This is a genomic window from Leclercia adecarboxylata (assembly GCF_035787115.1).
Classification (GTDB): domain Bacteria; phylum Pseudomonadota; class Gammaproteobacteria; order Enterobacterales; family Enterobacteriaceae; genus Enterobacter; species Enterobacter adecarboxylatus_E.
Map to the genome: position 1 here is coordinate 312,677 of NZ_JALKTL010000002.1, position 26,444 is coordinate 339,120.

General features: G+C 56.1%; 19 protein-coding genes. 5 read left to right on the forward strand and 14 right to left on the reverse strand.

What is annotated here, in order from left to right:
- Positions 1 to 12 precede the first annotated feature (12 nt).
- The gene (pepN, locus tag MXM41_RS08980) at positions 13 to 2,625 is read right to left on the reverse strand and encodes an aminopeptidase N (protein ID WP_325931320.1); all 2,613 of its coding nucleotides are present in this window, start codon (positions 2,623 to 2,625) and stop codon (positions 13 to 15) included.
- 264 nt (positions 2,626 to 2,889) lie between these two features.
- Here pepN and pncB point away from each other — a divergent pair, with 264 nt between their 5' ends.
- From pncB to MXM41_RS09000, 4 genes are all read left to right on the forward strand, one after another.
- The gene (pncB, locus tag MXM41_RS08985; protein ID WP_325931322.1) at positions 2,890 to 4,092 is read left to right on the forward strand and encodes a nicotinate phosphoribosyltransferase; all 1,203 of its coding nucleotides are present in this window, start codon (positions 2,890 to 2,892) and stop codon (positions 4,090 to 4,092) included.
- A 162-nt stretch (positions 4,093 to 4,254) separates the two neighbouring features.
- Complete coding sequence (gene asnS, locus MXM41_RS08990; RefSeq protein WP_325931324.1) at positions 4,255 to 5,655, forward strand: asparagine--tRNA ligase; 1,401 nt, start codon at positions 4,255 to 4,257, stop codon at positions 5,653 to 5,655.
- Positions 5,656 to 6,264: 609 nt separating this feature from the next.
- Positions 6,265 to 7,434 (forward strand): porin, encoded by a 1,170-nt coding sequence (locus MXM41_RS08995; protein ID WP_418936778.1) that lies wholly within the window; start codon positions 6,265 to 6,267, stop codon positions 7,432 to 7,434.
- Between the two features lie 184 nt (positions 7,435 to 7,618).
- The gene (locus MXM41_RS09000) at positions 7,619 to 8,809 is read left to right on the forward strand and encodes an amino acid aminotransferase (protein ID WP_325931327.1); all 1,191 of its coding nucleotides are present in this window, start codon (positions 7,619 to 7,621) and stop codon (positions 8,807 to 8,809) included.
- Positions 8,810 to 8,915: 106 nt separating this feature from the next.
- Here MXM41_RS09000 and MXM41_RS09005 read toward each other — a convergent pair whose 3' ends face one another.
- The 7 genes from MXM41_RS09005 to cmoM form a co-directional block, all read right to left on the reverse strand.
- On the reverse strand, positions 8,916 to 9,563 hold the full coding sequence (locus MXM41_RS09005) for an MBL fold metallo-hydrolase (RefSeq protein WP_325931329.1): 648 nt from the start codon (positions 9,561 to 9,563) through the stop codon (positions 8,916 to 8,918).
- An 18-nt stretch (positions 9,564 to 9,581) separates the two neighbouring features.
- Complete coding sequence (locus MXM41_RS09010; RefSeq protein ID WP_325931331.1) at positions 9,582 to 10,130, reverse strand: YcbK family protein; 549 nt, start codon at positions 10,128 to 10,130, stop codon at positions 9,582 to 9,584.
- A 178-nt stretch (positions 10,131 to 10,308) separates the two neighbouring features.
- A complete protein-coding gene (gene ldtD / locus MXM41_RS09015) occupies positions 10,309 to 12,132 on the reverse strand; it encodes a L,D-transpeptidase (RefSeq protein WP_325931333.1) in 1,824 nt (607 codons plus the stop codon).
- Positions 12,133 to 12,316: 184 nt separating this feature from the next.
- Entirely contained in the window at positions 12,317 to 16,765 is a 4,449-nt protein-coding gene (gene mukB, locus MXM41_RS09020) for a chromosome partition protein MukB (RefSeq protein WP_325931335.1), read from the reverse strand.
- A complete protein-coding gene (gene mukE / locus MXM41_RS09025; RefSeq protein ID WP_325931337.1) occupies positions 16,765 to 17,469 on the reverse strand; it encodes a chromosome partition protein MukE in 705 nt (234 codons plus the stop codon). The genes mukB and mukE overlap by 1 nt, the downstream gene beginning before the upstream one ends.
- A complete protein-coding gene (gene mukF, locus MXM41_RS09030) occupies positions 17,450 to 18,772 on the reverse strand; it encodes a chromosome partition protein MukF (protein WP_325931339.1) in 1,323 nt (440 codons plus the stop codon). The genes mukE and mukF overlap by 20 nt, the downstream gene beginning before the upstream one ends.
- The gene (gene cmoM, locus MXM41_RS09035) at positions 18,769 to 19,554 is read right to left on the reverse strand and encodes a tRNA uridine 5-oxyacetic acid(34) methyltransferase CmoM (protein ID WP_325931341.1); all 786 of its coding nucleotides are present in this window, start codon (positions 19,552 to 19,554) and stop codon (positions 18,769 to 18,771) included. The genes mukF and cmoM overlap by 4 nt, the downstream gene beginning before the upstream one ends.
- Positions 19,555 to 19,678: 124 nt before the next feature.
- Here cmoM and elyC point away from each other — a divergent pair, with 124 nt between their 5' ends.
- Positions 19,679 to 20,458, forward strand: coding sequence for an envelope biogenesis factor ElyC (gene elyC / locus MXM41_RS09040; RefSeq protein WP_325931343.1), 780 nt, complete (start codon positions 19,679 to 19,681; stop codon positions 20,456 to 20,458).
- On the opposite strand, the gene MXM41_RS09045 is transcribed toward elyC, so the two are convergent.
- From MXM41_RS09045 to msbA, 6 genes are all read right to left on the reverse strand, one after another.
- Positions 20,435 to 21,328: a YcbJ family phosphotransferase gene (locus tag MXM41_RS09045; protein WP_325931345.1), complete on the reverse strand. Its 894-nt coding sequence runs from the start codon at positions 21,326 to 21,328 to the stop codon at positions 20,435 to 20,437. The genes elyC and MXM41_RS09045 overlap by 24 nt on opposite strands.
- Before the next feature lie 139 nt (positions 21,329 to 21,467).
- A complete protein-coding gene (gene kdsB, locus MXM41_RS09050) occupies positions 21,468 to 22,214 on the reverse strand; it encodes a 3-deoxy-manno-octulosonate cytidylyltransferase (protein WP_325931346.1) in 747 nt (248 codons plus the stop codon).
- Positions 22,211 to 22,393 carry a protein YcaR gene (gene ycaR / locus MXM41_RS09055; protein ID WP_103178926.1) on the reverse strand — a complete coding sequence of 61 codons (183 nt, stop codon included), beginning with the start codon at positions 22,391 to 22,393 and terminating at the stop codon, positions 22,211 to 22,213. Before ycaR ends, kdsB begins: the two co-directional genes overlap by 4 nt.
- 45 nt (positions 22,394 to 22,438) lie before the next feature.
- Complete coding sequence (locus tag MXM41_RS09060) at positions 22,439 to 23,668, reverse strand: winged helix-turn-helix domain-containing protein (protein WP_325931350.1); 1,230 nt, start codon at positions 23,666 to 23,668, stop codon at positions 22,439 to 22,441.
- Positions 23,669 to 23,683: 15 nt separating this feature from the next.
- On the reverse strand, positions 23,684 to 24,688 hold the full coding sequence (gene lpxK, locus MXM41_RS09065) for a tetraacyldisaccharide 4'-kinase (protein ID WP_325931352.1): 1,005 nt from the start codon (positions 24,686 to 24,688) through the stop codon (positions 23,684 to 23,686).
- Complete coding sequence (gene msbA / locus MXM41_RS09070) at positions 24,685 to 26,433, reverse strand: lipid A ABC transporter ATP-binding protein/permease MsbA (RefSeq protein ID WP_325931354.1); 1,749 nt, start codon at positions 26,431 to 26,433, stop codon at positions 24,685 to 24,687. The genes lpxK and msbA overlap by 4 nt, the downstream gene beginning before the upstream one ends.
- Positions 26,434 to 26,444 lie beyond the last annotated feature (11 nt).

Below are 26,444 nucleotides of genomic sequence, written 5' to 3' on the forward strand. Positions count from 1 at the left end.
CGGGCATTTCTTTTAGGCTAAAGCCTTACCGATCTTCTCGTACAGATCTCCGGACAGGTTTTCCAGCCCTTTCAGCTGCTCCAGTGCAGCACGCATCTTCGCCTGACGTTTAGCGTCATAGCGTTTCAGACGGATCAGCGGCTCAATCAGACGCGACGCCACCTGCGGGTTACGGCTGTTAAGCTCGGTCAGCATCTCCACCATAAACTGGTAGCCGCTACCATCTTCCGCATGGAAGGCGGCCGGGTTGCTGCTGGCGAAAGCGCCAATCAGGGAACGGACGCGGTTCGGGTTGCTGAGAGTAAATGAGCGGTGCTCCAGCAGGCTGCGCACCTTGTTCACGACATCAGCAGCCGGGCTGGTGGACTGCAAAATGAACCATTTATCCATCACCAGGCCATCCTGATGCCATTTGTCGTCATACTCCTGCATCAGCGCATCCCGGCAAGGCAGCTCTGCGGCTACGCTGGCGGCCAGGGCAGCCAGGGCGTCGGTCATATTGTCGGCAGTATGATACTGCTTGCTGACCAGCTCGTCGGCAAGTGCCGTTTCACCAAACGCCAGATAGCGCAGGCAGGTGTTACGCAGTGCGCGCTTGCCGATATCAGCATGTTCAACACGGTACGCATCCAGCTTGTGGTGGTTGTAGATCGCCAGGAATTCATCCGCCAGCTCGGTTGCCAGGGTACGGGTCAGGGCTTCACGCACTGTCGCAATAGCGATCGGATCGATAATCTCAAACAGCTCGGCGATTTCGTTTACCGATGGCAGGGTCAGGATTTCTGCCGCCAGCGCCGGGTCAATCTTATCGTCCAGCAGGATAGCGCGGAAGGCGTCGGCAACATGGGCCGGCACTGACAGCGGCTGCCCCTGCTGATGACGGTTTACGTTCAGCTTGATATAGGTTGCCAGCAGGCTCTGCGCTGCGTCCCAGCGGGAGAAATCATTGCGCGCGTGACGCATCAGGAAGGTCAGCTGCTGGTCGCTCCATTTATACTCAAGTTTGACCGGCGCGGAGAACTCGCACAGCAGCGCAGGGACCGGCTGGAAGTAGACGTTATCGAAGACAAACGTTTGTTCAGCCTGAGTCACGTTGAGCACATTGTGCACCGGGTGACCGCCCTTCTTCAGCGGGATCACCTTACCTTCGTTGTCATACAGCTCAATGGCAAATGGAATGTGCAGCGGATGCTTCTCTTCCTGCTCGGCGGTCGGCGGCGTGCGCTGGCTGATGGTCAGGGTGTACTGCTCGGTTTCCGGGTTATAGTCGTCTTTAACGGTGACAACCGGCGTCCCGGCCTGGCTGTACCAGCGGCGGAAGTGGGACAGATCGACGTTGGAGGCATCTTCCATCGCCTGCACAAAATCATCGCAGGTGGCGGCGCTGCCGTCATGACGTTCGAAATAGAGCTGCATCCCTTTCTGGAAATTCGCTTCGCCCAGCAGGGTGTGGATCATGCGAATGATTTCGGAACCCTTTTCATACACCGTCAGGGTGTAGAAATTGTTCATTTCGATCACTTTATCAGGACGGATCGGGTGAGCCATTGGGCTGGCGTCTTCGGCAAACTGCAGGCCGCGCATGGTGCGCACGTTGTTGATGCGGTTGACCGCACGTGAGCCGAGGTCGGAACTGAACTCCTGATCGCGGAAGACGGTTAAGCCCTCTTTCAGGCTCAGCTGGAACCAGTCGCGGCAGGTGACGCGGTTGCCGGTCCAGTTATGGAAATATTCGTGACCGATAACACGCTCGATATCGAGGTAGTCTTTATCGGTGGCGGTATCGGTACGCGCCAGCACGTATTTGGAGTTAAAGACGTTGAGGCCTTTGTTCTCCATCGCGCCCATATTAAAGAAATCGACGGCGACGATCATATAGATGTCGAGGTCATATTCGAGGCCGAAACGCTCTTCGTCCCATTTCATGGAGTTGATAAGCGAGGTCATCGCCCAGGGGGCACGATCGAGATTTCCGCGATCGACAAACAGCTCTAGTGCCACTTCGCGGCCGGAACGGGTGGTGAAGGTGTCGCGCAGCACGTCAAAGTCACCCGCCACCAGTGCAAACAGATAGCAAGGTTTCGGGAACGGATCCTGCCACTGCACCCAGTGACGGCCATTCTCCAGTTCGCCCTCGCCCACGCGGTTGCCGTTGGAGAGCAGGAACGGATAGGTGGCTTTATCGGCGATAATTTTGGTAGTGAAGCGGGCCAGCACGTCCGGACGGTCAAGATACCAGGTAATATGACGGAAACCTTCGGCTTCGCACTGGGTGCAGAGCGCCACGCCCGACTGGTATAACCCCTCCAGTGCGGTGTTGGACGCCGGGCTGATCTCGTTAACGATGCGTAAAGTAAACCGCTCCGGCAGATTATCCAGCACCAGCTGATTATCTTCTTCTTTATAGTCAGTCCATGGCGTGTCGTTTACATGCACTGACACTAAGGTCAGGTCTTCGCCGTCAAGACGCAGCGGCACCGCCGTGGCGTTATGGCGCGTCACCTGGCTTACCGCCGTTACAACGGTTTTTGTGGCATCCAGGTCAAAAGTCAGATCGATATCGCTAATCAGGTAATCCGGCGCACGGTAGTCGTGGCGGTATTTGGCTTGAGGCTGTTGTGTCATAGAAAACCTTTTGCATCGTTTGTCGAATAACGAGTCAGTCTATTCCTGTTGTGGAAATCGCGCTATGCAGAATGTTCATCTTTTCAGGTACAAACACTCTATTTGCTACATTTATATAACACGCGGCACGAAATGCGCTCGACCCCGAACCAGGCTTATGGTGTGATCGGGGTTCAATAAATCGCTAAACAAGGTATACTCCAGCGGTTTCATTAGTCGTTTATTGTACTAAACGCTCCCGTGAGAGGATGCTACTGCGCACCTATGACTCGATTCGCTTCACCTGTTCTGCATACGCTGCTGGATACCGACGCGTACAAACTGCATATGCAGCAAGCCGTTTTCCACCAATACTACGACGTACAGGTCGCGGCTGAATTCCGCTGCCGTGGTGACGATTTGCTGGGGATCTATGCTGACGCCATCCGTGAGCAAGTCGACGCAATGCAGCATCTTCGTCTGCAGGATGATGAATTCCAGTGGCTTTCTGGCCTGCCCTTCTTTAAAGAAGATTATCTCCAGTGGCTGCGCAATTTCCGCTACGACCCGAATCAGGTCACCATCAGCAACGATAACGGCAAGCTGCATATTCGCCTTGAAGGTCCGTGGCGGGAAGTGATTATGTGGGAAGTACCGCTGCTGGCGGTGATCAGCGAGCTGGTGCACCGCTATCGCTCGCCGGAGGCCAGCGTTGAGCAGGCGCTGTCGACGCTTGAGCATAAGCTGGTTGGGTTCGCGGAACTGACAGACTCGCTGGATATGTCGCGTTTCCGTTTGATGGACTTTGGCACCCGCCGCCGTTTCTCCCGCGAGGTGCAGCAGGCCATCGTCGAGCGTCTGCAGCAGGAGCCGTGGTTTGTCGGTACCAGCAATTACGATCTCGCCCGCCGTCTGAATCTGACCCCAATGGGCACTCAGGCGCATGAGTGGTTCCAGGCGCATCAGCAGATCAGCCCGGAACTGGCGACCAGTCAGCGTGCGGCGCTGGCGGCCTGGCTTACCGAGTATCCGACGCAGCTCGGCATTGCCTTGACCGACTGTATTACCATGGACGCCTTCCTGCGCGATTTTGGCCCGGAGTTCGCCACCGCCTATCAGGGGCTGCGCCATGATTCCGGCGACCCGCTGGAGTGGGGCGAGAAAGCGATTGCCCACTATCAAAGTCTGGGCATCGATCCGATGAGTAAAGTGCTGGTCTTTTCCGATAACCTCGACCTGCCAAAAGCGGTCGCGTTGTATCGTCATTTCTCTTCGCGGGTAAACCTGAGCTTTGGTATCGGCACCCGTCTGACCTGCGATATCCCCCAGGTGAAACCGCTGAATATCGTTATTAAACTGGTGGAATGTAACGGCAAGCCGGTGGCGAAGCTCTCCGACAGTCCGGGCAAAACCATCTGCCATGACAAAGCCTTCGTGCGCGCGCTGCGTAAAGCCTTCGACCTGCCGCAGGTTAAAATCGCCAGCTAATCTCTTCAGGGAGCCTGTCGCGCTCCCTTCCCCCATTTATTTCCTATTTCTTCTCTTATGATTGCGAAATCTGCTTGTCTGATGGCGGATGCCAGGTAACATAGATATCCCCCCATTGAAGGGGATACAGATTTTATTTTTGGACAACATAGAGAGACTATTATGAGCGTTGTGCCTGTAGCCGACGTACTCCAGGGCCGCGTTACCGTTGACAGCGAAGTCACCGTGCGTGGATGGGTGCGTACCCGCCGAGATTCAAAAGCTGGCTTTTCATTCCTCGCCGTCTATGACGGTTCCTGCTTTGATCCTGTACAGGCCGTTATTAATAATTCTCTGCCCAATTACAATCAGGAAGTGCTGCGTCTGACCACGGGTTGCTCCGTTGTCGTCACCGGTAAAATCGTCGCCTCTCAGGGCCAGGGTCAGAGCTATGAACTGCAGGCAACCTCCATTGAAGTGACCGGCTGGGTTGAAGATCCCGATACCTACCCGATGGCAGCAAAACGCCACAGCATCGAGTATCTTCGCGAAGTGGCTCACCTGCGCCCGCGGACCAACATGATTGGTGCCGTAGCCCGTGTTCGTCACACCCTTGCACAGGCGCTGCACCGTTTCTTTGACGAGCAGGGTTACTTCTGGGTCTCTACCCCGCTGATCACTGCCTCAGATACCGAAGGTGCCGGCGAGATGTTCCGCGTTTCTACGCTGGATATGGAAAACCTGCCGCGTACGCCGGAAGGCAAAGTGGACTACGACAAAGATTTCTTTGGTAAAGAGTCCTTCCTGACCGTTTCTGGCCAGCTGAACGGCGAAACCTACGCCTGCGCCCTGTCCAAAATCTACACCTTCGGACCGACCTTCCGCGCCGAAAATTCCAACACCAGCCGACACCTGGCAGAATTCTGGATGCTGGAGCCGGAAGTGGCTTTTGCTGACCTCGACGACGTTGCTGGCCTGGCAGAAGCGATGCTGAAGTACGTCTTTAAGGCCGTGCTTACCGAGCGTGCAGACGACATGAAGTTCTTCGCCGAGCGCGTAGACAGCGATGCGATTACCCGTCTGGAGCGTTTCGTTTCTGCGGACTTTGCGCAGGTGGATTACACCGATGCCGTTGCCATCCTCGAAAAATGCGGTGAGAAGTTTGAGAACCCGGTTTACTGGGGCGTGGATCTGGCTTCCGAGCACGAACGTTACCTGGCCGAGAAACACTTCAAGGCACCGGTGGTCGTGAAAAACTATCCGAAAGACATTAAGGCGTTCTATATGCGCCTTAACGAAGACGGCAAAACCGTTGCCGCGATGGACGTGCTTGCCCCAGGTATCGGTGAAATCATCGGTGGTTCTCAGCGTGAAGAGCGTCTGGATGTGCTGGATGCGCGTATGGCAGAAATGGGCCTCAACAAAGAGGACTACTGGTGGTATCGCGATTTACGCCGTTATGGCACCGTGCCGCATTCCGGTTTCGGTCTTGGCTTCGAACGTCTGATCGCTTACGTAACCGGTGTCCAGAACGTGCGTGATGTGATTCCTTTCCCGCGCACCCCGCGCAGCGCAACGTTCTAATCTCTCAGTACTCAATGGCCAGCTTTTGCTGGCCATTATTTTATCCTGCACTGTCAACTTATGTCAGTTGAAAGTCAGTATCTATAAAGAGCAACCCCGTCAGATCCTCTCCAGTGTTACGCTTTATTTCCACGAAACATCTTTGAACAAAAAATAAACCCTATTCTTATTGCGCCTAATACATTTCTCAAGCATTAGCACAGTTTTCGTGCAAATTCCTGGCTATCCAGATGTCCATCTCTGGTAATAAGAAAAATAGCGCACTAATGCTTCGGATCATAAAAAAAGTCATTATCTAAAATTAAGATAAGTAATTCATATAGATAGGATTAGTTAAGCTTTAATTTTAGCCATACAGGTCTGAACTTTGAGGTGCCTCACAAAGTTCCCTAAAATTCACATTTAGTTACACATATTTTCTTATTGTTACCGATTCTTTATGTTTGTAGCACTTTCAGAGTAGCGAAACGGTTATTTGAATGGAAAGATGCCTGTCAGATACATAAAGACACCAAACTCTCATCAATAGTTCCGGAAATATTTATTGACAGAATTTATTGACGGCAGTGGCGAGTGTCATAAAAAAACCAATGAGGGTAATAAATAATGATGAAGCGCAATATCCTGGCAGTGGTTATCCCTGCCCTGCTGGCAGCCGGTGCAGCTAACGCAGCAGAAATCTATAACAAAAATGGCAACAAGCTGGACTTCTACGGTAAAGCTGTAGGTGAGCACATCTGGACTACCAACGGTGACACTGGTAACGAAGACACCACCTATGTCCGTATCGGCTTCAAAGGCGAAACCCAGATCAACGACCAGATCACTGGTTACGGTCACTGGGAATACAACCTGAACGCGTCCAACGCTGAAGGTTCTCAGAACACCAACACCCGTCTGGCTTTCGCTGGCCTGAACTTTGGTGATGCAGGTTCTATCGACTACGGTCGTAACTACGGCGCAATCTATGACGTCGGCGCATACACCGATATGCTGGTTGAGTGGGGCGGTGACTCCTGGGTTGCTACCGACAACTTCATGAACGGTCGTTCTACTGGCCTGCTGACCTACCGTAACAGCAACTTCTTTGGCCTGGTTGATGGTCTGAGCTTCGCTCTCCAGTACCAGGGTAAAAACGAGCGCAGCAACGCCATTGCTGCCAACGTTGACGACAACGGCAACATCATCAACGTAGGTCGTGGCGGTAACGGCGCTAAAGGTAACGGCGACGGCTTCAGCTCCTCTGTACAGTACGATTTCGGCGAAGGCTTTGCGCTGGTTGCGGGTTATGAAACTGCTGACCGTACCAACGAGCAAGTTTGGGCCGGTACCACTGCTGGCGCAGCTGATGGCTGGGCAAGCGCAGGCGGCGACCGTGCTGAAGCATGGGCTACTGCAGCTAAATACGATGCGAACAACATCTATGCAGCGGTTTCTTACGCTCAGACCTACAACATGACTCGTGAAGCTGACAACAACTTCGCCAACAAAACTCAGAACATCGAAGCAGTGGTTCAGTACCAGTTCGACTTCGGTCTGCGTCCATCCGTGGGCTACGTACAGTCTAAAGGTAAAGACCTGGTTGCTCGTAACGGCTTCTCCGGTGGCGATGCTGACCTGGTTAAATACGTGGAAGTGGGTTCATGGTACTACTTCAACAAAAACATGAACGTGTACGCTGCGTACAAATTCAACCTGCTGGACGACAACAACTACTCTGAAGCGGCTGGTCTGGCGACCGACGACCAGGCAGCTGTTGGTATCGTTTACCAGTTCTAATCAGTACACCACTTTGTTATATGTCTAAAAAACAGGGCTTCGGCCCTGTTTTTTTATGACTGAAAGCAAAAAATGGCGACTTTTGAAAAGCCGCACGCTTTTTGTAGCAAACGGTTGGCATTTTGTAGAACTATCGTTAACCTGATAGCGGATTTCACTTCCGTAACCACAATGGAACTTCGTCATGTTTGAGAACATTACCGCCGCCCCTGCCGACCCTATTCTGGGCCTGGCCGATCTGTTTCGTGCCGATGACCGCCCTGGAAAAATTAACCTGGGTATTGGTGTCTATAAAGATGAGACCGGCAAGACCCCGGTACTGACCAGCGTTAAAAAGGCTGAGCAGTATCTGCTGGAAAATGAGAATACCAAAAATTACCTCGGCATCGACGGCATTCCGGAATTTGGTCGTTGCACCCAGGAACTGCTGTTCGGCAAAGGCAGCGTGATTGTCAGCGATAAACGTGCCCGTACGGCGCAGACCCCTGGCGGTACTGGCGCACTGCGCGTGGCGGCGGATTTCCTCGCCAAAAATACCAGCGTTAAAACCGTGTGGGTAAGTAACCCAAGCTGGCCAAACCACAAGAGCGTCTTTAACTCTGCGGGTCTGGAAGTGCGTGAATATGCATACTACGACGCGGCAAACCACGCCCTTGACTTTGATGGCCTGCTGTCCAGCCTGAGCCAGGCTCAGGCGGGCGATGTGGTCCTGTTCCACGGCTGCTGCCATAACCCAACCGGTATCGATCCGACGCTTGAGCAGTGGGAACAGCTGGCGAAACTCTCCGTCGAAAAAGGCTGGCTGCCGCTGTTCGACTTCGCTTATCAGGGCTTTGCCCGGGGTCTGGAAGAAGATGCAGAAGGTCTGCGTGCCTTCGCAGCCGTGCATAAAGAGCTAATTGTTGCCAGCTCCTATTCCAAGAACTTCGGTCTGTACAATGAGCGCGTAGGTGCCTGTACGCTGGTGGCTTCAGATGAGCAAACCGTTGACCGTGCATTCAGCCAGATGAAATCCGTCATTCGTGCCAACTACTCTAACCCACCGGCTCACGGTGCGTCTGTAGTTGCCACAATCCTCAGCAATGACGCCCTGCGCGCCATCTGGGAACAGGAACTGAACGATATGCGTCAGCGTATTCAGCGCATGCGCCAGCTGTTCGTGAACACCCTGGCAGAAAAAGGCGCGGATCGCGACTTCAGCTTTATCATCAAGCAGAACGGCATGTTCTCATTCAGCGGCCTGACCAAAGATCAGGTTCTGCGTCTGCGCGAAGAGTTTGGCGTGTACGCGGTGGCATCGGGTCGTGTTAACGTGGCGGGAATGACGCCGGATAACATGGCGCCACTGTGCGAAGCGATTGTTGCGGTATTATAAACGCTAAGCCGGGCGGTACTGCGTTTGCCCGGCATTTAATTGCTCTGCCGGCTCGCGTCGCCGGATAATAAAAAAGCCTGCTTTAAGCAGGCTTTTTTAATGGTAATTACCAGACCGGCATTTCATCCTGCAGGAAGGGATTATGCAGACGCTCATAGCCCAGCGTCGACATCGGGCCATGTCCTGCAATAAAGGTCACATCATCGCCCAGCGGTAATAACTTCTCTTTGATAGAGCGGATCAGCTGGCCGTGATCGCCCCGCGGGAAATCACTGCGCCCTACGCCGCCTTTAAAGATCACGTCGCCGGAGATCAGCAGGCGCGACTGGTCATCAAAGAAAACAATATGGCCTGGAGTATGCCCCGGACAATGTAAGACCTGTAATGTCACATTGCCGACATTGACGCTCTCGCCTTCATTCAGCCAGCGATCCGGCGTCAGGGGCTGACACTCATCAAGACCAAACATACGGCTTTGCGCCGGTAATCCCTGCAGCCAGAACTCATCTTCTTTTTCCGGGCCAATCACCGGCACGCCATAATGCTGCGCCAGTTCAGCCGCGGCCCCAACGTGATCAAGATGGCCGTGGGTCAGCAAAATCTGCATTAGGGTCACGCCAGCGGCAGCGACCTCCTGTTTGATCTTCTCTGCGTCGCCACCGGGATCGACCAGGGCGGCCAGCCTGGTTTGCTCACACCAGATTAGCGAGCAGTTCTGGGAGAACGCGGTGACCGGAATAATACGATAGTTCATACTGCTCCTGATTTGTTATTACCAGTGCCGTAATGGCCCGGTATCAATATGCACAAAGTTGCTACGTGGGTAATATCCTACACCACCTGCGCGCATAGATAACGCAGCTTTGCGAACATTGGCTAACGAAACGCCTTCAATATGAAAATCCATCGCCTGCCCTTTAGTGTGATAGCTTTTTTTAGCAACACCGCGGCTGTGGGCACGTAATTCATTATTGGTATTAAGTGAGCGATAACCGGAAATAAGCTGCACCGGTTTGCGGGTGCCGAGCAGACCCTGCAGGCGATAAAGCTGGTCAAATAATCCCGGATCGATGGCTTTGACTTTATTGGCGCGGAAATCACGGAAGAAATGGTTCAGCCTGGCTAATTCATCCTGAATATAACCCCGACCATCAAAAAACTCGGCTTTTATTGACTCACCTGTGTGCAGGTTATTAAGCGTCAAAATACGTGGTCGAGGGGTGGAGAGCGTGGCAAAGGATGGCGTAGGTAAGATGGCAGCGCCCAGCGCAAGGCCACCTAACGCCAACAACTTACGGCGATTAGCGTCGAATTTTTCCATGGTAATCAGGTCTACAGGTCAGTGTTATCGTATAGATGCTTTACAGCGCACGAAGGGCACATTACCGGGCAAACCTGTCATCGTCAAGGCACCACAACCCAGGAAATACGGGGCTTGCAGCCGCAAGGCCCCGTTTATTTTTTCACTGAGGCTACCAGAACTTTCCGAACTTCTTCATTTATCTGATCAATTGTTCTGCTTTGGTCAGGATTTGTGTGTTAGTTCGGGCTGTCTCATCATAATTGTAAATATCTGTACGGTACTGGGTCCGGCCGTCCTTACCGACGAAGGCGGTCAAATAGTACAGATTAACCGGAATATTTTGGCGGATATTTACATATCGCGTGTCGCCCTGCTTCAGGGCATCGGAAATGCGTGTGTCGTTCCAGCCTGCATCCTGTAACAACATGTTTGCCAGTTCAGACGCTTTATTGACACGTACGCAACCGGAGCTAAGCGCTCGGGCGTCTTTCTGGAACAGGTTATGATTAGGCGTATCGTGTAGATAGATCGCATCCGAGCTTGGCATGTTAAATTTATAGCGTCCCAGCGAATTGTGAGCCCCCGGCGCCTGCTGGAAACGGAACGGCAAATTAGCAGGGGTGATGGTCGCCCAGTCAACTCGCCACGGGTCAATCGCCTCTTTACTGTTCCAGCCGCGCAGCACGGTATAATTGTGACGTTCAAGATAACCAGGGTCATTCCATACCTTAGGCAGAATATCCTTGCGCGCCAGCGTAGGCGGCACATTCCACGGCGGATTGACCACCACATTATTCAGCGCGCTACTCATCATCGGTGTTTTACGATCCGGACGACCTACAATCACGCGTGAGGCCAGCACTTCGCTGCCGTTCTGGTAATAGACCAGCGAAAAGGCCGGGATATTGACCATGATGCCGGTGGACAGCGTACCCGGCAGTAGACGCAGACGCTGGATATTAAGCGCCAGTACCCCGGCACGCTGTGCAGGGGTCATATTTAGCGCGTCACGCGTTGCCTGGCCAATAACGCCATCAGCACTCAGCCCCTGGCTGGTCTGGAACGCTTTCACCGCTTCGACCAGGCTCCGGTCATAGGAGGCCGGCTTGCCGGAAACGGGTTTCTTCTTCTTCTCCACCGTCGGCGCTGACGGGCTGACAACCACGCTTTGCGGATCGTCACCCGGCAGAGCGATTTTTGGTCCGCCATCAATCACACCAGAGCGTTTGAGGATCTCACGCAACGCGGGCACGTCGCTGCTCCACTGTCCCGGACTCAGTTTGGCGGTGCTTTGCATCTGTGGCCAGGGCTGCGTGTCAGCCACCAGCTGCAGCAGCGACTGGTGCATCACGGTATATTGCGGATGCGTCGGGGCAAGCCCGGCAATGAAGTGCGGCACCGTACCGTTATCCAGCGCCAGCTGCCACTGGTTGATTACCGACAGCGGCGGCGTCGCCAGCTTGTAAGGCTTATTGCTGTAAAGCCAGCGGTTGCCGTTGACCGGGATCCCCGCCACAAACTGCAGGTAGCCCATCATCGCATCCGAGAGCACCACGTCACGTGCCATGCCGGTGACGGCAGGCTGAGTCAGCAGCTCAACCCAGGCGGTAAACTGTGGCTGAAAACCCGCGATGGCGACTTCGGCAAGCTGCTGCTGGAACGCGCGCACGGCCTCACGATCCTCCCACATGGGCTTCATGTCGCGGGCAGCATACAGCAGCGTAAGTTGATTAAGGTACGCCGGGGTGTAGCCGGCAGGCAGCGCCGCGATCAAATCCTGACGGCGTTGTTCTGCATTGACATCCGCAGGCAGCGGCTGGATGCCGGCCATCATGGCCGTAGCAGGCGATTGTTCAAGCGGCTGGGACAGCGCCGTAGGCTGCGCGCCCACCGTAGCAGAGCTGTCGACAGGAACCAGCTCGGGCTCATCGGCCCGGGCAGAAAACAGCGGAGCAACTATTACCGTCAGGCACAAACTTAGCGCCGACAGCCGACGACCATATACTTTATTCAGCAACATCCCTTGCCCCCTGTTTGCTGTACGTCACGCCCTCATTACCGGGGCTTCACTTCATTATAGAAAGGCAGACCGGCACCAGCCTTACCTTATGTAAAGAAGTTTAAAGTTAACGCAGCCGCCAGTACAAGCTCAAGGAATAAAAAAAGGGCAGCCCCCAGGCCGCCCTTTTTGTTAATCAGACACCTCAGGAGGCATCAGCCGTTCCGGGCAGGGACTCCGGCGGTTGCGGGGCAAAGCCGCGCAGACCCACAACGTGCACATGCTCGCTGTTCTGGTAGACCTTACGCACCAGTTTGTAGGTGGTGCCTTTCTCAGGGCTGATGTTTTCCGGCGCCGCGATAATAAGCTGCATATCCAGTCGATCGCACAGCTCAAACAGCGTGGCGATAGAGCGGGCATCCAGACGCGCCGCTTCATCGAGGAACAGCAGGCGGCATGGCGAGATATCCTTGCCGCGCAGACGACGGGATTCGTCTTCCCAGCTCTGCACCACCATCACCAGAATCGACATCCCGGTACCGATCGCTTCACCGGTAGAGAGCGCGCCAGACTCTGCGCGCAGCCAGCCGTCGGAGCCACGGTTAACTTCCACTTCCATCTCCAGATAGTTGCGGTAGTCCAGCAACTCTTCGCCGATGGTTTGCGGCGTGCGCTGGCCCATGTCGATATGGGGATTCAGACGCTGATACAGCTTCGCCAGCGCTTCGGAGAAGGTCAGGCGGTTGCTGTTGAACAGATCCTGATGCTGTTCGTGCTGCTCGGCCAGCACGTCCAGCAACGTGGCATGAGCTTCACGCACGTTGACGTTCAGACGTACGCTATTGACCTGACCGAACGACACGCTCTGCAGACCCTGGTTGAGCTGGCGGATACGGTTCTGCTCGCGCTGGATCGTTTTGCGAATAATATTGGCCACGCTGCGGGAGCTGATCGCCAGCTTCTGCTCACGGGAGGTCAGTTCTTCCGTCAGACGGCCCAGTTCAATCTCCATCTGCTCGATGGCTTCAACCGGATCGTCGGTACGAATGATATCCTGGCGAATACGTTCGCGCAGATGCTGATACACCGCCACGAAGAATTGAATTTTGCGCTCAGGGCGCTTCGGATCTTCCGACATACGCAGCACATCACGCAGGTGTTCGTTATCGGCCACCGCCAGACGCAGCGCACCCAACGCCTTATCCGACATGGAACGCAGTTCATCGCCGGAGAGATAAGCCAGCTCGCGCCGGTGCAGACGACGTTCAACCCCGTTGTCTTTCACCATGCGCATCACCGCGCACCAGCCCGCTTTGGCGGTGACGACCTGCTCGCGTTTTTCATGGTAGTCACGTTCCAGCTTACGCAAACGGCGGGTGAGGTTGTCCATCTCCGCTTCGCAGAAGGTAAGCGCTTTTTCCAGCTGGTTGCGGCGGGCGCGGTTATTGCTGAGCCGGGCATGCAGTTCGTCGCGACGAATACGCGCCCGCTCCTCCGCCCCGCTGTCGGCACGCACACCAATGTCCTGCAGCTCTTTATGGAGGTCGGTCAGCAACTCTTTCTTGGTATCAAACGAGCTTTTCAGCGATGCCAGCACCTGGTTGTACTGGCCCAGCTGCGCGGCATGGCTACGCATCGCCTCACGGGCGCGGGTACGTTCCATTTCCGCCTGCTCCAGACGCTGGCGCAGCTTCTCGTTCAGATCGCTGTTGCCGCTGAGCATCTCCGCCGAATCGGAGTAGCTGAAGTGCGCCCGGCGCTGAGAAACTTCAGTCAGGGCAAACGCCTGCTGACGCGCTTCGCGCTGAACCTGTTGCGACCAGGCATAATCTTCTTTCAGCTGTTCAAACTGTTCCGGGTCGCTCTGCAGCACGGAGACAATCGGCTCCAGCTTCGCCAGCTGGTTGCCGTACTGCTGAACAAAGCGCGCGGCTTCCTGCGCCTCGTCGAGACGCTCCTGGATCTCATCCACGCGATCGGCGAGGGTGTCATCCGCCAGCAGGTTCAGACGCGGCAGAATGCGGTTAAGGGCGGCAACGCCCTCTTTAGCCTGCTCAAACTGGACGCGGCTCTGCTGGTTATCATTTTCGTGGGCGGAGATCGCACGTTCGAGTTCGGTACGACGAGCCGTAAACTTGCGTATTTCTGCCTCTGGGTCGGCCTCAAAAGCGACGGCCAGATGGCTGCCGATAAAGCGGCTGAATGCCTGGTGCAGGCGCTGCGTTTTTTGTACATCAAACGACAGGGTGGCAAAGCGTTCAGACAGCGCTTCGCGTTCGGTATGCAGGCTCTCGATGCGACTTTCACGCGCGGCGCGGCCAAACAGCGGCAACGACGGGAAGCGGGAATAACGCCACTGGCGATCGGCGACTTTGACCACCACCGCTTTTTCCAGCTCGTCGACGCTAAAGACGCTGTCATCGAACGACTGTGGATCCCCTTCGATCAGATAGAGATCTTCCGGACAATCTTCCAGCCCTTCGAGCTGATCGGCGACAAGGGAGAGATCCGGCACCACGATAGCGTGGCGGGAAGGACCGTACAGCGCGGAGTAGTAAGGCGCATCTTCGAGGCTGACGTCATCATAGATCTCTGACAGCAGCACGCCGCCAAAACGTTCCGCCAGGGTGTTCAGACGAGCATCTTCCGCACCGCCCGGCTGGCTTAAACGTTCGATCTCGTCATCAACCGCCCGTTTGCGTGCACCCACTTCATCACGTTCAACAATCGCTTCGCGCTCGCGCTCCAGCAACTGCTGCAGATACTCCGTAACGTCCTGGCTGGATTCAAACTCTTCGCCGCACTGCTCGCTCAGCTGGCTGAGGCTGCTTTGGGCCGCCAGCCAGATTGGGGCGCGCTGCATCAGCGTCTGAATACGCGACTGCAGCTGCTCCATCTCCTGACGTAGCGCCATGCGCTGTTCGCTGGCGTTTGATACGCTGTCAGACAGCGACGCGATACGGGCTTCCAGCTCCTGGTGCAGGCTTTCCAGATCCTCAATATCGACCCGTTTGCCCTGACGCTTGCAGAACTCGGCCAGCAGGCGTTCCGCCTCCTGCTGTTCGCGCAGGCGTTGTTCCAGCTCGTTCAGACGCATACGCAGCGGCTGAACCTGCTCAGCCTGATGACGCTGGTTCACACCATCACGCAGCAGTTCACGCGCCACTTCCCACGCTTCGGCGCGCGCCAGCGGGCCGTTAATCGCCGCCACCAGCTGGTAAGCCTGTTCAAACTGACTGTGCGCGGTTTGCGCCACGCTCATTTTTTGTTCAAGATTCAGCAGCTTTTCAGTTGCTTCCTGCTCTTTGGCCTGGAAGGTCTCCAGCCACTGATCGGCGCTATCTGGCGTCAGATCCGGCAGATGACAGAGCGCTTTCGCTCGTTCCAGCGCCTGCAATGCCTGATTGTACTGAATGGCGCGGGTTTGCTGGACGTCAAGCGCCTGCTGATAGTCGGCGAGCTGGCTTTTCAGCTCATCCACTTCCAGCTCGGCGGCTTCGGCCCGGGCTTCATTCTCTTCCTGCTTGTCGGCCGCTTCCGCCACCACTTCGTTCTGCTCTTCCAGACGAATTTGCAGCTCATCAAGATCCGCTTCATAGCGCTCGATTTTTTCCTGCTGACGCAGCGCGGTCTGCACCAGGTTCAGGTGGTCGCTGGCAGCCTGGTAGTCGGCTTCCAGATCCCCTTCTGCCCCGTTATGTTCGGACAGCTCGCGCGCCATCTCAACATGCTTGTACTGCTCAGACGCCAGCTGCTGGCGCGAGGTAAACAGCTCGCGGCGATACTCAAGGGCCTGATCCAGATGTATGCGGCGCTCGTTGGCGTGACGCATATAGTCGGCTGCCACATAGTTAGTGGCTTCGCTGATCAGGTGCTTAAACAGATCGCGGTCCGACTGGGTCACACGAATGGCTTCCAGCGTCATGCGGTTTTCACGCAGCGCCGCTTCCATGTCCTGGAAGGCCTTACGTACGCCGCTGTTCTCCGGTAACAGGTAGTCACGCAGGGAGCGGGTAATAGCGCTGGAGATGCCGCCGTACAGTGAGGCTTCGATCAGGCGATAGTATTTGCTGCGGTCCGACGCGGAGCGCAGACGACGCGCGACGATGCCCAGATCGAACATCAGCGAGTGGTAATCGGTAATGGAGTTAAACTGCTTAAACTGCACGCCCTCGATGGCTTCCAGCTTGTCTTTCAGCTCCTGAAGCGTCAGCACGCGCGCCTGGCGTTCGTTCAGGGTTTCCGTCAGCAGCGCGGTGGGCTGAACGGATGTTGGTAGCCCCTGAATGGCGAAGGGTTTGATATCGACTTTACGGTCACGACCGGCAACCTGCTGCAGGCGGACGCCGACCACCACGCGCTGGTGACGGGAGTTAATCACGTCGAGCACGGAATAACAGACACCTGCCTTCAGCTTGCCGTGCAGACCCTTATCGCGGGAACCGCTGGTCGCACCGGCTTCGGTGGTGTTTCGGAAGTGCAGCAGCGTTAAGTCCGGGATCAGCGCCGTGACGAACGCCGCCATAGTGGTGGATTTCCCCGCCCCGTTGCCACCCGAGAGCGTGGTCACCAGCTCGTCAAGATCGAAGGTCCGGGCAAAGAAGCCGTTCCAGTTAACCAGCGTCAGTGAGCGAAATTTACCGCGTTCAATCATTACTCTTCCTCCCCGCTGTCCTGCTGATTGTCTTCATGCTCGTCATTGAGCTGCAGATGGTTTTCCACCGGCATTGCTTCGCCATCACGGATCATGCGCAGCTGCGCTTCGCGGGCGTCATCGCCCACGCGCACGTCTGCGCCAAAGCGGAATACCGATTCCGTAATGCGGAATTTGCTGCTGTCATGGCCCATAAACCACACCATCCCCAGACGGCGCAGACGATTCAGGGATGAGCGAACTTTTTCCTGTAACTTCTGACGGTCAACGTCAGAGCCGGTGGAACGGTTGTTCACCAGCTTCAGCAGTTTGCTTTCGTCAGCCAGGGTCAGCAGCTCGTCATAGAGCTCCTGCTGGGTGAAGATGCCTTCATTAGCCAGACGCTCCGGGCTGAGATAGAGATAGCAGAGAATTTTACCGACCATCATGTCGAGCTCAGAGAGCACCGAGCGCGGGATGAGCGTGGTGGAGCGCGGACGCAAATAGAAAAACCCTTCCGGCGCGCGGATCAGCTCCACGTTATAGCGGGCGTAAAACTCTTCCAGGTATTCCTGAAAATCCATTAAGAAAGCGTGATTATCCAGCTCGTCGAGACCAATGTGACGACCGGCACGCAGCTGGCTGTCCAGCGCCGGAAAAATCGGATTTGCCAGCGCCTGCGCCAGCTTAACTGGCATCACCTGTTCAATATTTGTCAATGACATGCGCCTGTACCTTGGCTCCGTAATCGTTAATCGGCTGCCACTTCGGCGGCAGGCCGGTGAAATCTGCTTGTGCGATACCGAGACGTACCGCCTGATCGACCACGATGCGGGCGATATCGAAATGGCGGGCACGCGGGTATTGTGCAAGGTAGTCACGCACCACCAGACCCAGATCCAGCGGCGTCTGTCTGGCTTTGAAGATCGCCAGCTGCTCTTCGATCATGGCCGCAAGTTGTTCCCGAATTTCGTTAAATTCTTCATATTCCAGATCGGCTGGCAGCTCGCCGGTAACCTCTTCGTCGCGCAGGCTCATCTCTTCGTCACGCATATCGAGCAGACGGTCGGCACTGGCGTAGGTCAGCGCCCATGGCGCATCGAAATAGGTCTGAACCGACTGGCGCAGACGCTGGGCAAAGACGCGATTTTTATCCATATCGATCGCGGTACGGATAAATTTGTGCACATGACGGTCATAGCCGATCCACAGATCGATCGCCTGCTGGCCCCAGCTGATAATACGGTCGAGTTTGCTTTGCAGATCGAAGACCAGACGATCGACGAAATGCAGGTTGTCATGAGCCAGAGTGGCATCCTGGATGCGCAGCAGGTTGGCCTGCAGCTTGTCGCCCGCAGCCTCCAGCGTATCCTGCAGTTCACGCAGGGTCCCGGAGGTTTCTGACAGCAGCATCTCGCAGCTGGAGATCGCCGCCCGCCAGTCTTTGTTCAGCAGCTGGGCGATGTCATCCTTCACCAGCTGCTGTTGCTCATCCATGATGCGCTGCGTCAGGTCGATACTGTCGAAAATCTCGGCCACCGAATATTTCAGCGGCGCGTAGACGTTGCGGTGCCAGTGGAACTCGTCGCCGCCTTCGTCTGCGGCATCGGCCGCACGCTTAAGTTCACCCGCCACAATGGAGAGCTGCATCGAGAGGCGCAGGGTCGAAAATTCGCGCTGGCGAATGTAATAGTCGGTGATACCAATGCCCAGGGGCGTCAGGCGATAGATGGCATTCCCTTCTGCCAGCTCGCTGGTAAAGCGGTTCAGCAGACGTTGACGCACCATATCGTTAATCGCGTTATTGGCACGCACATTAATGGTTTCGCTGGTTTGCTCAAACGCATCACTGACGTGGCGGAACGCGTCCACCAGTTCGCCCTCGCTCATTTCTCCATCCAGCCGTTCGCTGTTCAGCGTGGCGACCGCCAGCAGAAAAGAGAGTCTGTCTACCGGCAGCGAGAGGGAGAAATCGTTTTTTCGGGCCCAGGCAACCAGTTCGGGGACTGTCTGGGAAAATTCACTCATAGTTTATCCTTGCTCTGCGGCTTGTGCGCGGTGACGTGAATGTAGCGACCAAGGCTGATATAAGGCTCCTGGCGACAGTACCGCGTCTCTAATTCTGTCAGGGCGTCAAAGCAATCATGCTGCTTTTGTTTATCGCGCAGATAATCATGAAACACCCTTATGCCGGTTTTCCCGGTAATCTGCCAGCCGGAGGATTCCAGCCAGCTATAAACCTGCTGCGGGTCGCGCGGAAAGTCCGGTGACAGCGTGCGGCGTTTCTTTTTGTACATACCCTGCTGCACATAGCCAAAATTGCCCACCAGCACGTTACGCATTAACAGGCCGTTAGCGTTGTAGAACATCAGCGACAGCGCGCCGCCAGGGCGCAGTATCGACCAGAGCGTCTGCAACAGCACCTGGGGTTCAGCCACCCACTCCAGTACCGCATGAGACAATATCAGATCAACCGGGCTTTCCAAATGTTGTGCGATGTCCTGAGCGGCGCAATGTATAAATTGCATGTTATCGCTCACACCTTTTTCCACCGCCGCGCTTTCGGCACGGGCGATCATCTCAGCCGACAGATCGCAAAGAATGACGTGGTGCCCGCGTTCTGCCATTTTTATCGCCGTCTGGCCTTCACCGCCGCCAGCGTCGAGGACACGCAGTTTTTTGTCGCCAAAGCTGGCCAGCAGGATGTCCAGATCCTGCCAGAGGATCGTCTGCCGCAGCCGGCCCTTGGTCGTGCCGTAAATATTGCGGGCAAACTTTTCCGCGATGTCATCAAAATTGCGATCCCGCATTGGGAGAGCTCCACCCGCTAACAACAAAACCGCTATTTTGTCACAGCCGGGCGGAGAATGAACCTCTCTGGTGTAATATCGCTGACAATGATCGGTTATATGGTTAAAAAAGGAGCCAGAAAGGATGCTTTTTACCCTAAAAAAATATATTGGCGGCATGATGCTTCCCCTCCCTCTCCTTCTGCTGTGTATCGCGCTGGGCCTGGGATTGCTGTGGTTTAGCCGCTATCAGAAAAGCGGCAAATTTTTGATTACGGCAGGCTGGCTGGTGCTGACGCTGCTGAGCCTGCAGCCGGTGGCTGACGGGCTGTTACGTCCGATCGAAGACACATATCCTACCTGGCAGGGGAATCAAAAGGTTAAGTACATCGTGGTGCTTGGCGGGGGCTACACCTGGGATCCCGAATGGGCCCCCAGCTCAAATCTGATTAACAACAGCCTGCCGCGTCTCAATGAAGGGATGCGGCTGTGGATGGCCAATCCAGGTTCGAAGATGATCTTTACCGGGGCGGCAGCGCAAAGTAACCCGGTGAGTACCGCCGAAGCAGGGGCCCGGGTGGCGCAGTCGCTGGGGGTGCCGCGCGAGGCGATTATCACTCTCGACAGCCCAAAAGATACGGAAGAGGAAGCCGCCGCGGTGAAACAGGCGATTGGCGATGCCCCTTTCCTGCTGGTGACCTCGGCTTCCCATCTGCCGCGAGCGATGGTTTTCTTTGAACAACAGGGGCTGCATCCTCTGCCCGCGCCCGCTAACCAGTTGGCGATCAGCGCCCCGCTGAACCTCTGGGAAAGCATCATCCCCTCCCCGGTATGGCTGATGCACAGCGATCGTGTGGGCTATGAAACGCTCGGGCGCGTCTGGCAGTGGTTGAAAGGTACGTCAGGCGAGCCAGGGGAGCAGTGATTTCGAGGCCAGGTCGAAGTTGGCGCGGCTAAAGCGCCCGGTATTCACCAGCTGCGCCACTTCGTCCCACAGCATATACAGCCAGCGCCGCCAGAGGAATGACTCAGAGACTGGCGCGCGCTGCAGGTAGTACCAGAGGAGATCCTCCGCCTGCCCGCTCTCGCTCAGACGAAACAGTTCATACTCCCGGGGTGCCCACAGCATTACCCCGGGGCCGACCATCGCCAGCAGCTGATCGCTGCGGGGATCCTTGAGCATACTGCGCAGGGTAAAGCTGCCGTGGATCAGCACACTGTTGTCGTTGAATCCCTCAAACAGGGTAGGCAGGCTCTCCCGGGTACGAAACAGGATCCGTTTGTCCTGCATGGTCAGGCCGGTATTGTGGTACTGGTTCAGCGTTCCCCACAGCACCTCGACCCGCTGGCGGTACCAGAGGGGCCAGAGATTCTCCTGGGTACTGTCTACCGACCCGACCAGACCCCCACTGTCCATCCGGTGCCAGGCCAGCAGCGCCTCGACAATCTGATCCTTTAGCTGTTCCCAGCGTTCCGGGGTACGCGCCGGGGCTTCAACCGGGACGCCGCGCAGACGTTCAATCAGCAGAACGTCTGGGCCAGGATGTTCATCATGGGTCATCACGCCGTAGACGGTCGGCATTCTCACCGTACCGGTGCGGGCCAGCATTGAGATTTTCCATGCCAGCTGTCGGGCAACATCCGGTGAAGAAAAGCTTCGCGCCAGTAACGGCATGGGGTTTCCCTGGCTGTCGTATAACGACCATAGCGTGGTATCCGCCTTTTCATGCACGCACTCCACACGGCTCAGTTTTTCACCCAGCAGATGGCTGAGTTCGGCTCGCAGCTGTTCCATTTTGAGATTACCCCCATTAAGACTACTGCTTTTATAATGAGCGTCTGGCGGGCGGATGTCACTCTTCTGAGACGATTCTGTCGCAGAAAGTCAGAAAAACGCGGCAAAAAAATCCCCTCAGAAGAGGGGATGGCGGGGACTAGCGAAGTTCAGCGCGAACGCGGGCAAGATCTTCTGGCGTATCAACGCCTGTGCCAGGCACTTCGTGCGCGACGGCGACATGAATCTTCTCGCCGTACCACAGCACACGCAGCTGCTCGAGCATTTCGATGTTTTCCAGCGGGCTCGGTTGCCAGGTGACGTAACGGCGGATAAAGCCTGCGCGATAGCCATAAATGCCCAGATGACGCAGGATATTGTCGCCAATGCTATCGCGGGCTTCAGCAAAGCGATCGCGATCCCAGGGGATAGTGGCGCGAGAGAAATAGAGCGCATAGCCTTCGGCGTCCAGCACCACCTTCACCGCGTTAGGGTTGAATGCCTCATCCGCATGATGTACCGGCACGGCCAGCGTCGCCATACCCACCTGACGCTGGGCCAGGTTTTCTGCCACCTGCCGAATAATGACCGCCGGGATCATCGGCTCATCGCCCTGCACGTTAACAATCACCGTGTCGTCGCTGAAGCCGCATTTTTCAACAACTTCAGCCAGACGCTCTGTGCCGGACTGGTGATCGGCGCGGGTCATACACACTTCGCCGCCTGCCGCTTCGACCGCACGGGCAACGTCTTCATGATCGGTGGCAACAATGATCCGCTCAGCGCCAGACTCCCGTGCACGTTCAAGGACATGCACGATCATCGGCTTACCGTTGATATCGACCAGCGGTTTACCCGGCAGACGCGTGGAGGCAAAACGTGCCGGAATGATGACAACAAAACTCATGGTTTGCTCTCTTCTGGCGCCAGGGCGCGGGCTTCGGTTTCCAGCAGAACAGGGATGCCGTCGCGCAGTGGGAAGGCAAGGCTATCCACTTTGCAAATCAGCTCCTGCTTGTCCTGGCTGTAGTAGAGTTTGCCGTTGCACACCGGGCAGGCAATAATTTCCAGTAAACGGTGATCCATAGTTCCTCCGTATCAATAATCGGTAAAGTCTACCATATTCCTTTTTCAGACCGCGTCTATTTCCCAGCCAGTTCGACAGGCCAGAAAAAGTCCGTCAGGAAGATGCCCCAGTACCACGCGTGTTGCCCCCTGCCAGCCCGCGAAATCACTGATTGCGGTACTAAGCCCCTGCTCCAGCGCGGTGCTGATCCGAACGCCCTCTTCCAGGTAAAGGGCGATGATTTGGAGCTCGCCGGTTTTGCGGTGCATTTTGGCATCCATCCGCCCCACCAGTTGCCCTTTATGCAGCAGCGGCAGGACGAAATAGCCGTACTGACGCTTCGGCGCCGGGGTATAGCACTCCAGGCGGTAGCTAAAATTAAACAGCTGCTCTGCACGCTTGCGATCCCAGACCACCGGATCAAAAGGCGACAGGACAGCGCTGTGGGTTGCGGTGAGCTTTCCTGCCTGCGCCTGGGCGAGCAGCGGCAGCAGATCGGCATGCAGCCACATCTCACCCAGCGTCTCGACCTCAACACGAACCACCTGCTGCTGCGCCTGCCAGCGCTCAAGCAGCGGAGCCAGCACCGGCTGGCGCTGGCGGTAATAGTCGGCTAACCACTGGGCGCGAAAAATGCCTAAGCTGCGGGCGCTGTTTTCCAGCATCACGGCTTCTGCCGCCGCCTGTGTCAGCATATCCCGGCTGTCGTCCCACTCTGGCATAACCCGATGCGTGAGATCGTAAACGCGCTGGAAGTTACGTCTTTCGACTACCATCACCTTGCCCGCAGTAAACAGGCCCTCAAGATGGCGTTTATGCGGCTTCCACTCCCACCATCCGCTCGTTCCTTTGCGGGGATGCTCAAAATCGGCGGAACGGACGGGGCCTTTATCCTGAATGTGGGCGATGAGCTGGTCTATTTCAGCCGCATGTTCCTGCATCCAGGCCTGGCGATATTTCCAGCCCATCTCATCAGGCGCAAGCATTCTGTGGCGCACCAGCGCAAAGTCACTGCGCGGCAGGAAGCACGCCTCGTGCGCCCAGTATTCCATCAGCTCTCCCTGACGCAGGGCATTATCCAGCCACTCAGGAGAATAAGGACCGAGGCGGCTGAACAACACCAGATAAGGGCTACGGGCAACGATATTGATAGTGTCGATCTGCAGCAAAGACATGCGCTGGATGGTGGTAAGAATATCGGCGGGCTGGGCGCGACGACGGGGCTTTTTCAAAAGCCCCTGGGCGGCGAGATGGAGATGACGTGCGGCTGAAAGCGTAAGTTGCGGTAAAGCCATGCCTTTTCCTGTCTGTTAGTGCGCGGGCGAAACCTCTTTTACCTGCCCTGCGAGAACAATCAGTTCCTGAAGCAGCCGTTCAGGCTGTTCGCCCTGCAGTTGAGCATCAACCGGTAAATACCACCAGTTTTCACGGGCAAAGGCGCGGCATTTCACCGCGTCTTTTTCGGTCATGATCAGCGTCTGGCCGGGGACGGTAAACGCCGCAACCTGCTCCAGGCTTAGCGCCTGGTGGTCAGCCAGCGGTACAGTACGGAGGAGCCTTGCACCGCAGGCTTCCAGCGTGGAGAAAAAGCGCGGGGGATGACCGATACCGGCCATTGCCACCAGATGATTAAGCTCAGCGACGTCACGACGCTCACCGGTCAGCAGATTCACGGCAGGTCCCGGGCGCAACTGCATCGGGATCTCCCCCGCCTGCGCCGTGCCGCCGTTAACGATGACCGCATCCACAGAACCCAAACGCGAGGCTCGCTCGCGCATCGGCCCGGCGGGTAACCACCAGCCGTTACCAAAGCGGCGTACGCCATCGATCACCACAATCTCTTTATCCCGGGCCAGTGCGTAATGCTGCAGGCCATCATCGGTAATGACGATCTGGACATCTGTCTGCGTCAGCAGGGTCTGCACCGCCTCGCTGCGCACTGGCGAGACCGCTACCGGCGCACCGGTACGCTGAAAGATCAGCACTGGCTCATCTCCTGCTTGCGCAGTGGTGGTTTGCGAGGTTAACAGCAGCGGATAGCGCTCCGCCTTGCCACCGTATCCCCTGGAGACGACACCGACGCGAATACCGCGTTTTGTCAGCTGCTCCACCAGCCAGATCACCACCGGCGTTTTACCGTTGCCACCGGCGGTAAGGTTGCCCACCACCACCACCGGCACGGGGGCACGCCAGGCCCGTTTGAGCCCCACTTTATAACTCAGGCGAATCAGGCTACTGACCAGACCATACAGCCACGAAAGCGGCAACAGCAGCAGCCAGAGCGGAGACTCACCGGACCAGATGCGGGCAATCATTCGCCAAACTGCATCTTATGAAGCTGCGCATACACGCCCTGATGTGCCAGCAGGTCAGTATGGCTGCCCCGCTCGACGATGTAGCCATCTTCCACCACCACGATCTCGTCGGCTTTTTCGATAGTCGACAGGCGGTGCGCGATCACCAGCGAAGTACGGTTCTTCTGCAGCTCATCCAGTGCGGACTGGATAGCGCGTTCGGACTCGGTATCCAGTGCCGATGTAGCTTCATCAAGGATCAGGATTGGGCTGTCACGCAGCAGAGCACGCGCAATGGCAATACGCTGGCGCTGACCGCCGGAGAGCAGCACGCCGTTTTCACCAATGATGGTATCCAGACCATTATCCATCTTATTAATGAAGTCCATGGCATAGGCCATCCGCGCCGCCGCTTCAATCTGCTCGCGGCTGTACTCTTCATTTCGGGCATAGGCGATGTTATTGGCCACGGTATCGTTGAACAGATGCACGTTCTGGGAGACCAGGGCGACCTGATTACGTAACGACCGCAGGGTGTACTCGCGCAGATCGTGGCCATCAATCAGGATCTCACCTTCATCAATATCGTAGAAGCGGGTGATCAGGCTGGCGATAGTGGATTTACCCGAGCCAGAGCGGCCCACCAGCGCCACGGTCTTGCCTGCCGGGATCTTCAGATTAATGTTGCGCAACGCAGGCGTATCGCGACCCGGATAGGTAAAGGTCACGTTGCGGAATTCCACATCGCCGGTTGAGCGTTCAATCACGCGCTTACCTTCGTCTTTTTCCTGTTCGGAATCGAGGATCGCGAACAGCGTCTGGCAGGCTGCCATGCCGCGCTGGAACTGGGCGTTAACGTTAGTTAACGATTTCAGCGGACGCATCAGGGCAATCATCGACGAGAAGACCACGGTAATGGTCCCGGCGGTTAAGGTTTCCATCACGCTCGGGAAGCTGGCGGCATACAGCACGAACGCCAGCGCCAGGGAGGCGATAAGCTGAATGATCGGATCGGAAATAGAAGAGGCAGACACCATCTTCATCCCCTGCAGACGCATCTTGTTGCTGACCTTATCGAAGCGTTTAGTTTCGACCTCCTGGCCGCCAAAAATCAGCACCTCTTTGTGGCCTTTCAGCATCTGTTCTGCGCTGGTGGTCACCTGCCCCATGGTATTTTGCATGTTCTTACTGATGCTGCGAAAACGCTTCGAGACGACGCGGATCGCAATCGACACAATCGGCGCCAGCACGATAAGGATCAGGGAGAGTTGCCAGCTGTACCAGAACATCAGGGCAAACAGACCAATGATCGAGGCCCCTTCACGCACGACGGTGATCAGTGCGCTGGAAGAGGAAGAAGCCACCTGCTCGGAATCATAGGTAATGCGCGACAGCAAAGTCCCTGTCGACTGTTTGTCGAAAAACGCTACCGGCATGCCCATCATATGGCTGAACAGGCGGCGGCGCATGGTCATCACCACTTTGCCCGAGACCCAGGAGAGGCAGTAGCTGGAGATATAGCTGGTGATGCCGCGTAAAATCATCAGGCCGATAACCACCAGCGGCATCCATAGCAACACTGAGCGATCCGTTTTACCAAAACCGTCGTCCAGTAACGGTTTGAGGAGCGATAACATGAAGGTATCGCTGGCTGCGTTGAGGATTAACGCTACGCCCGCCACGATCAGGCCCGTTCTGAAGGGTGCAATCACCGGCCAGAGTCGGCGGAAGGTCTGCCACGTGGAGAGATCTTTGTCGTTATGCATTCAAAAAACCA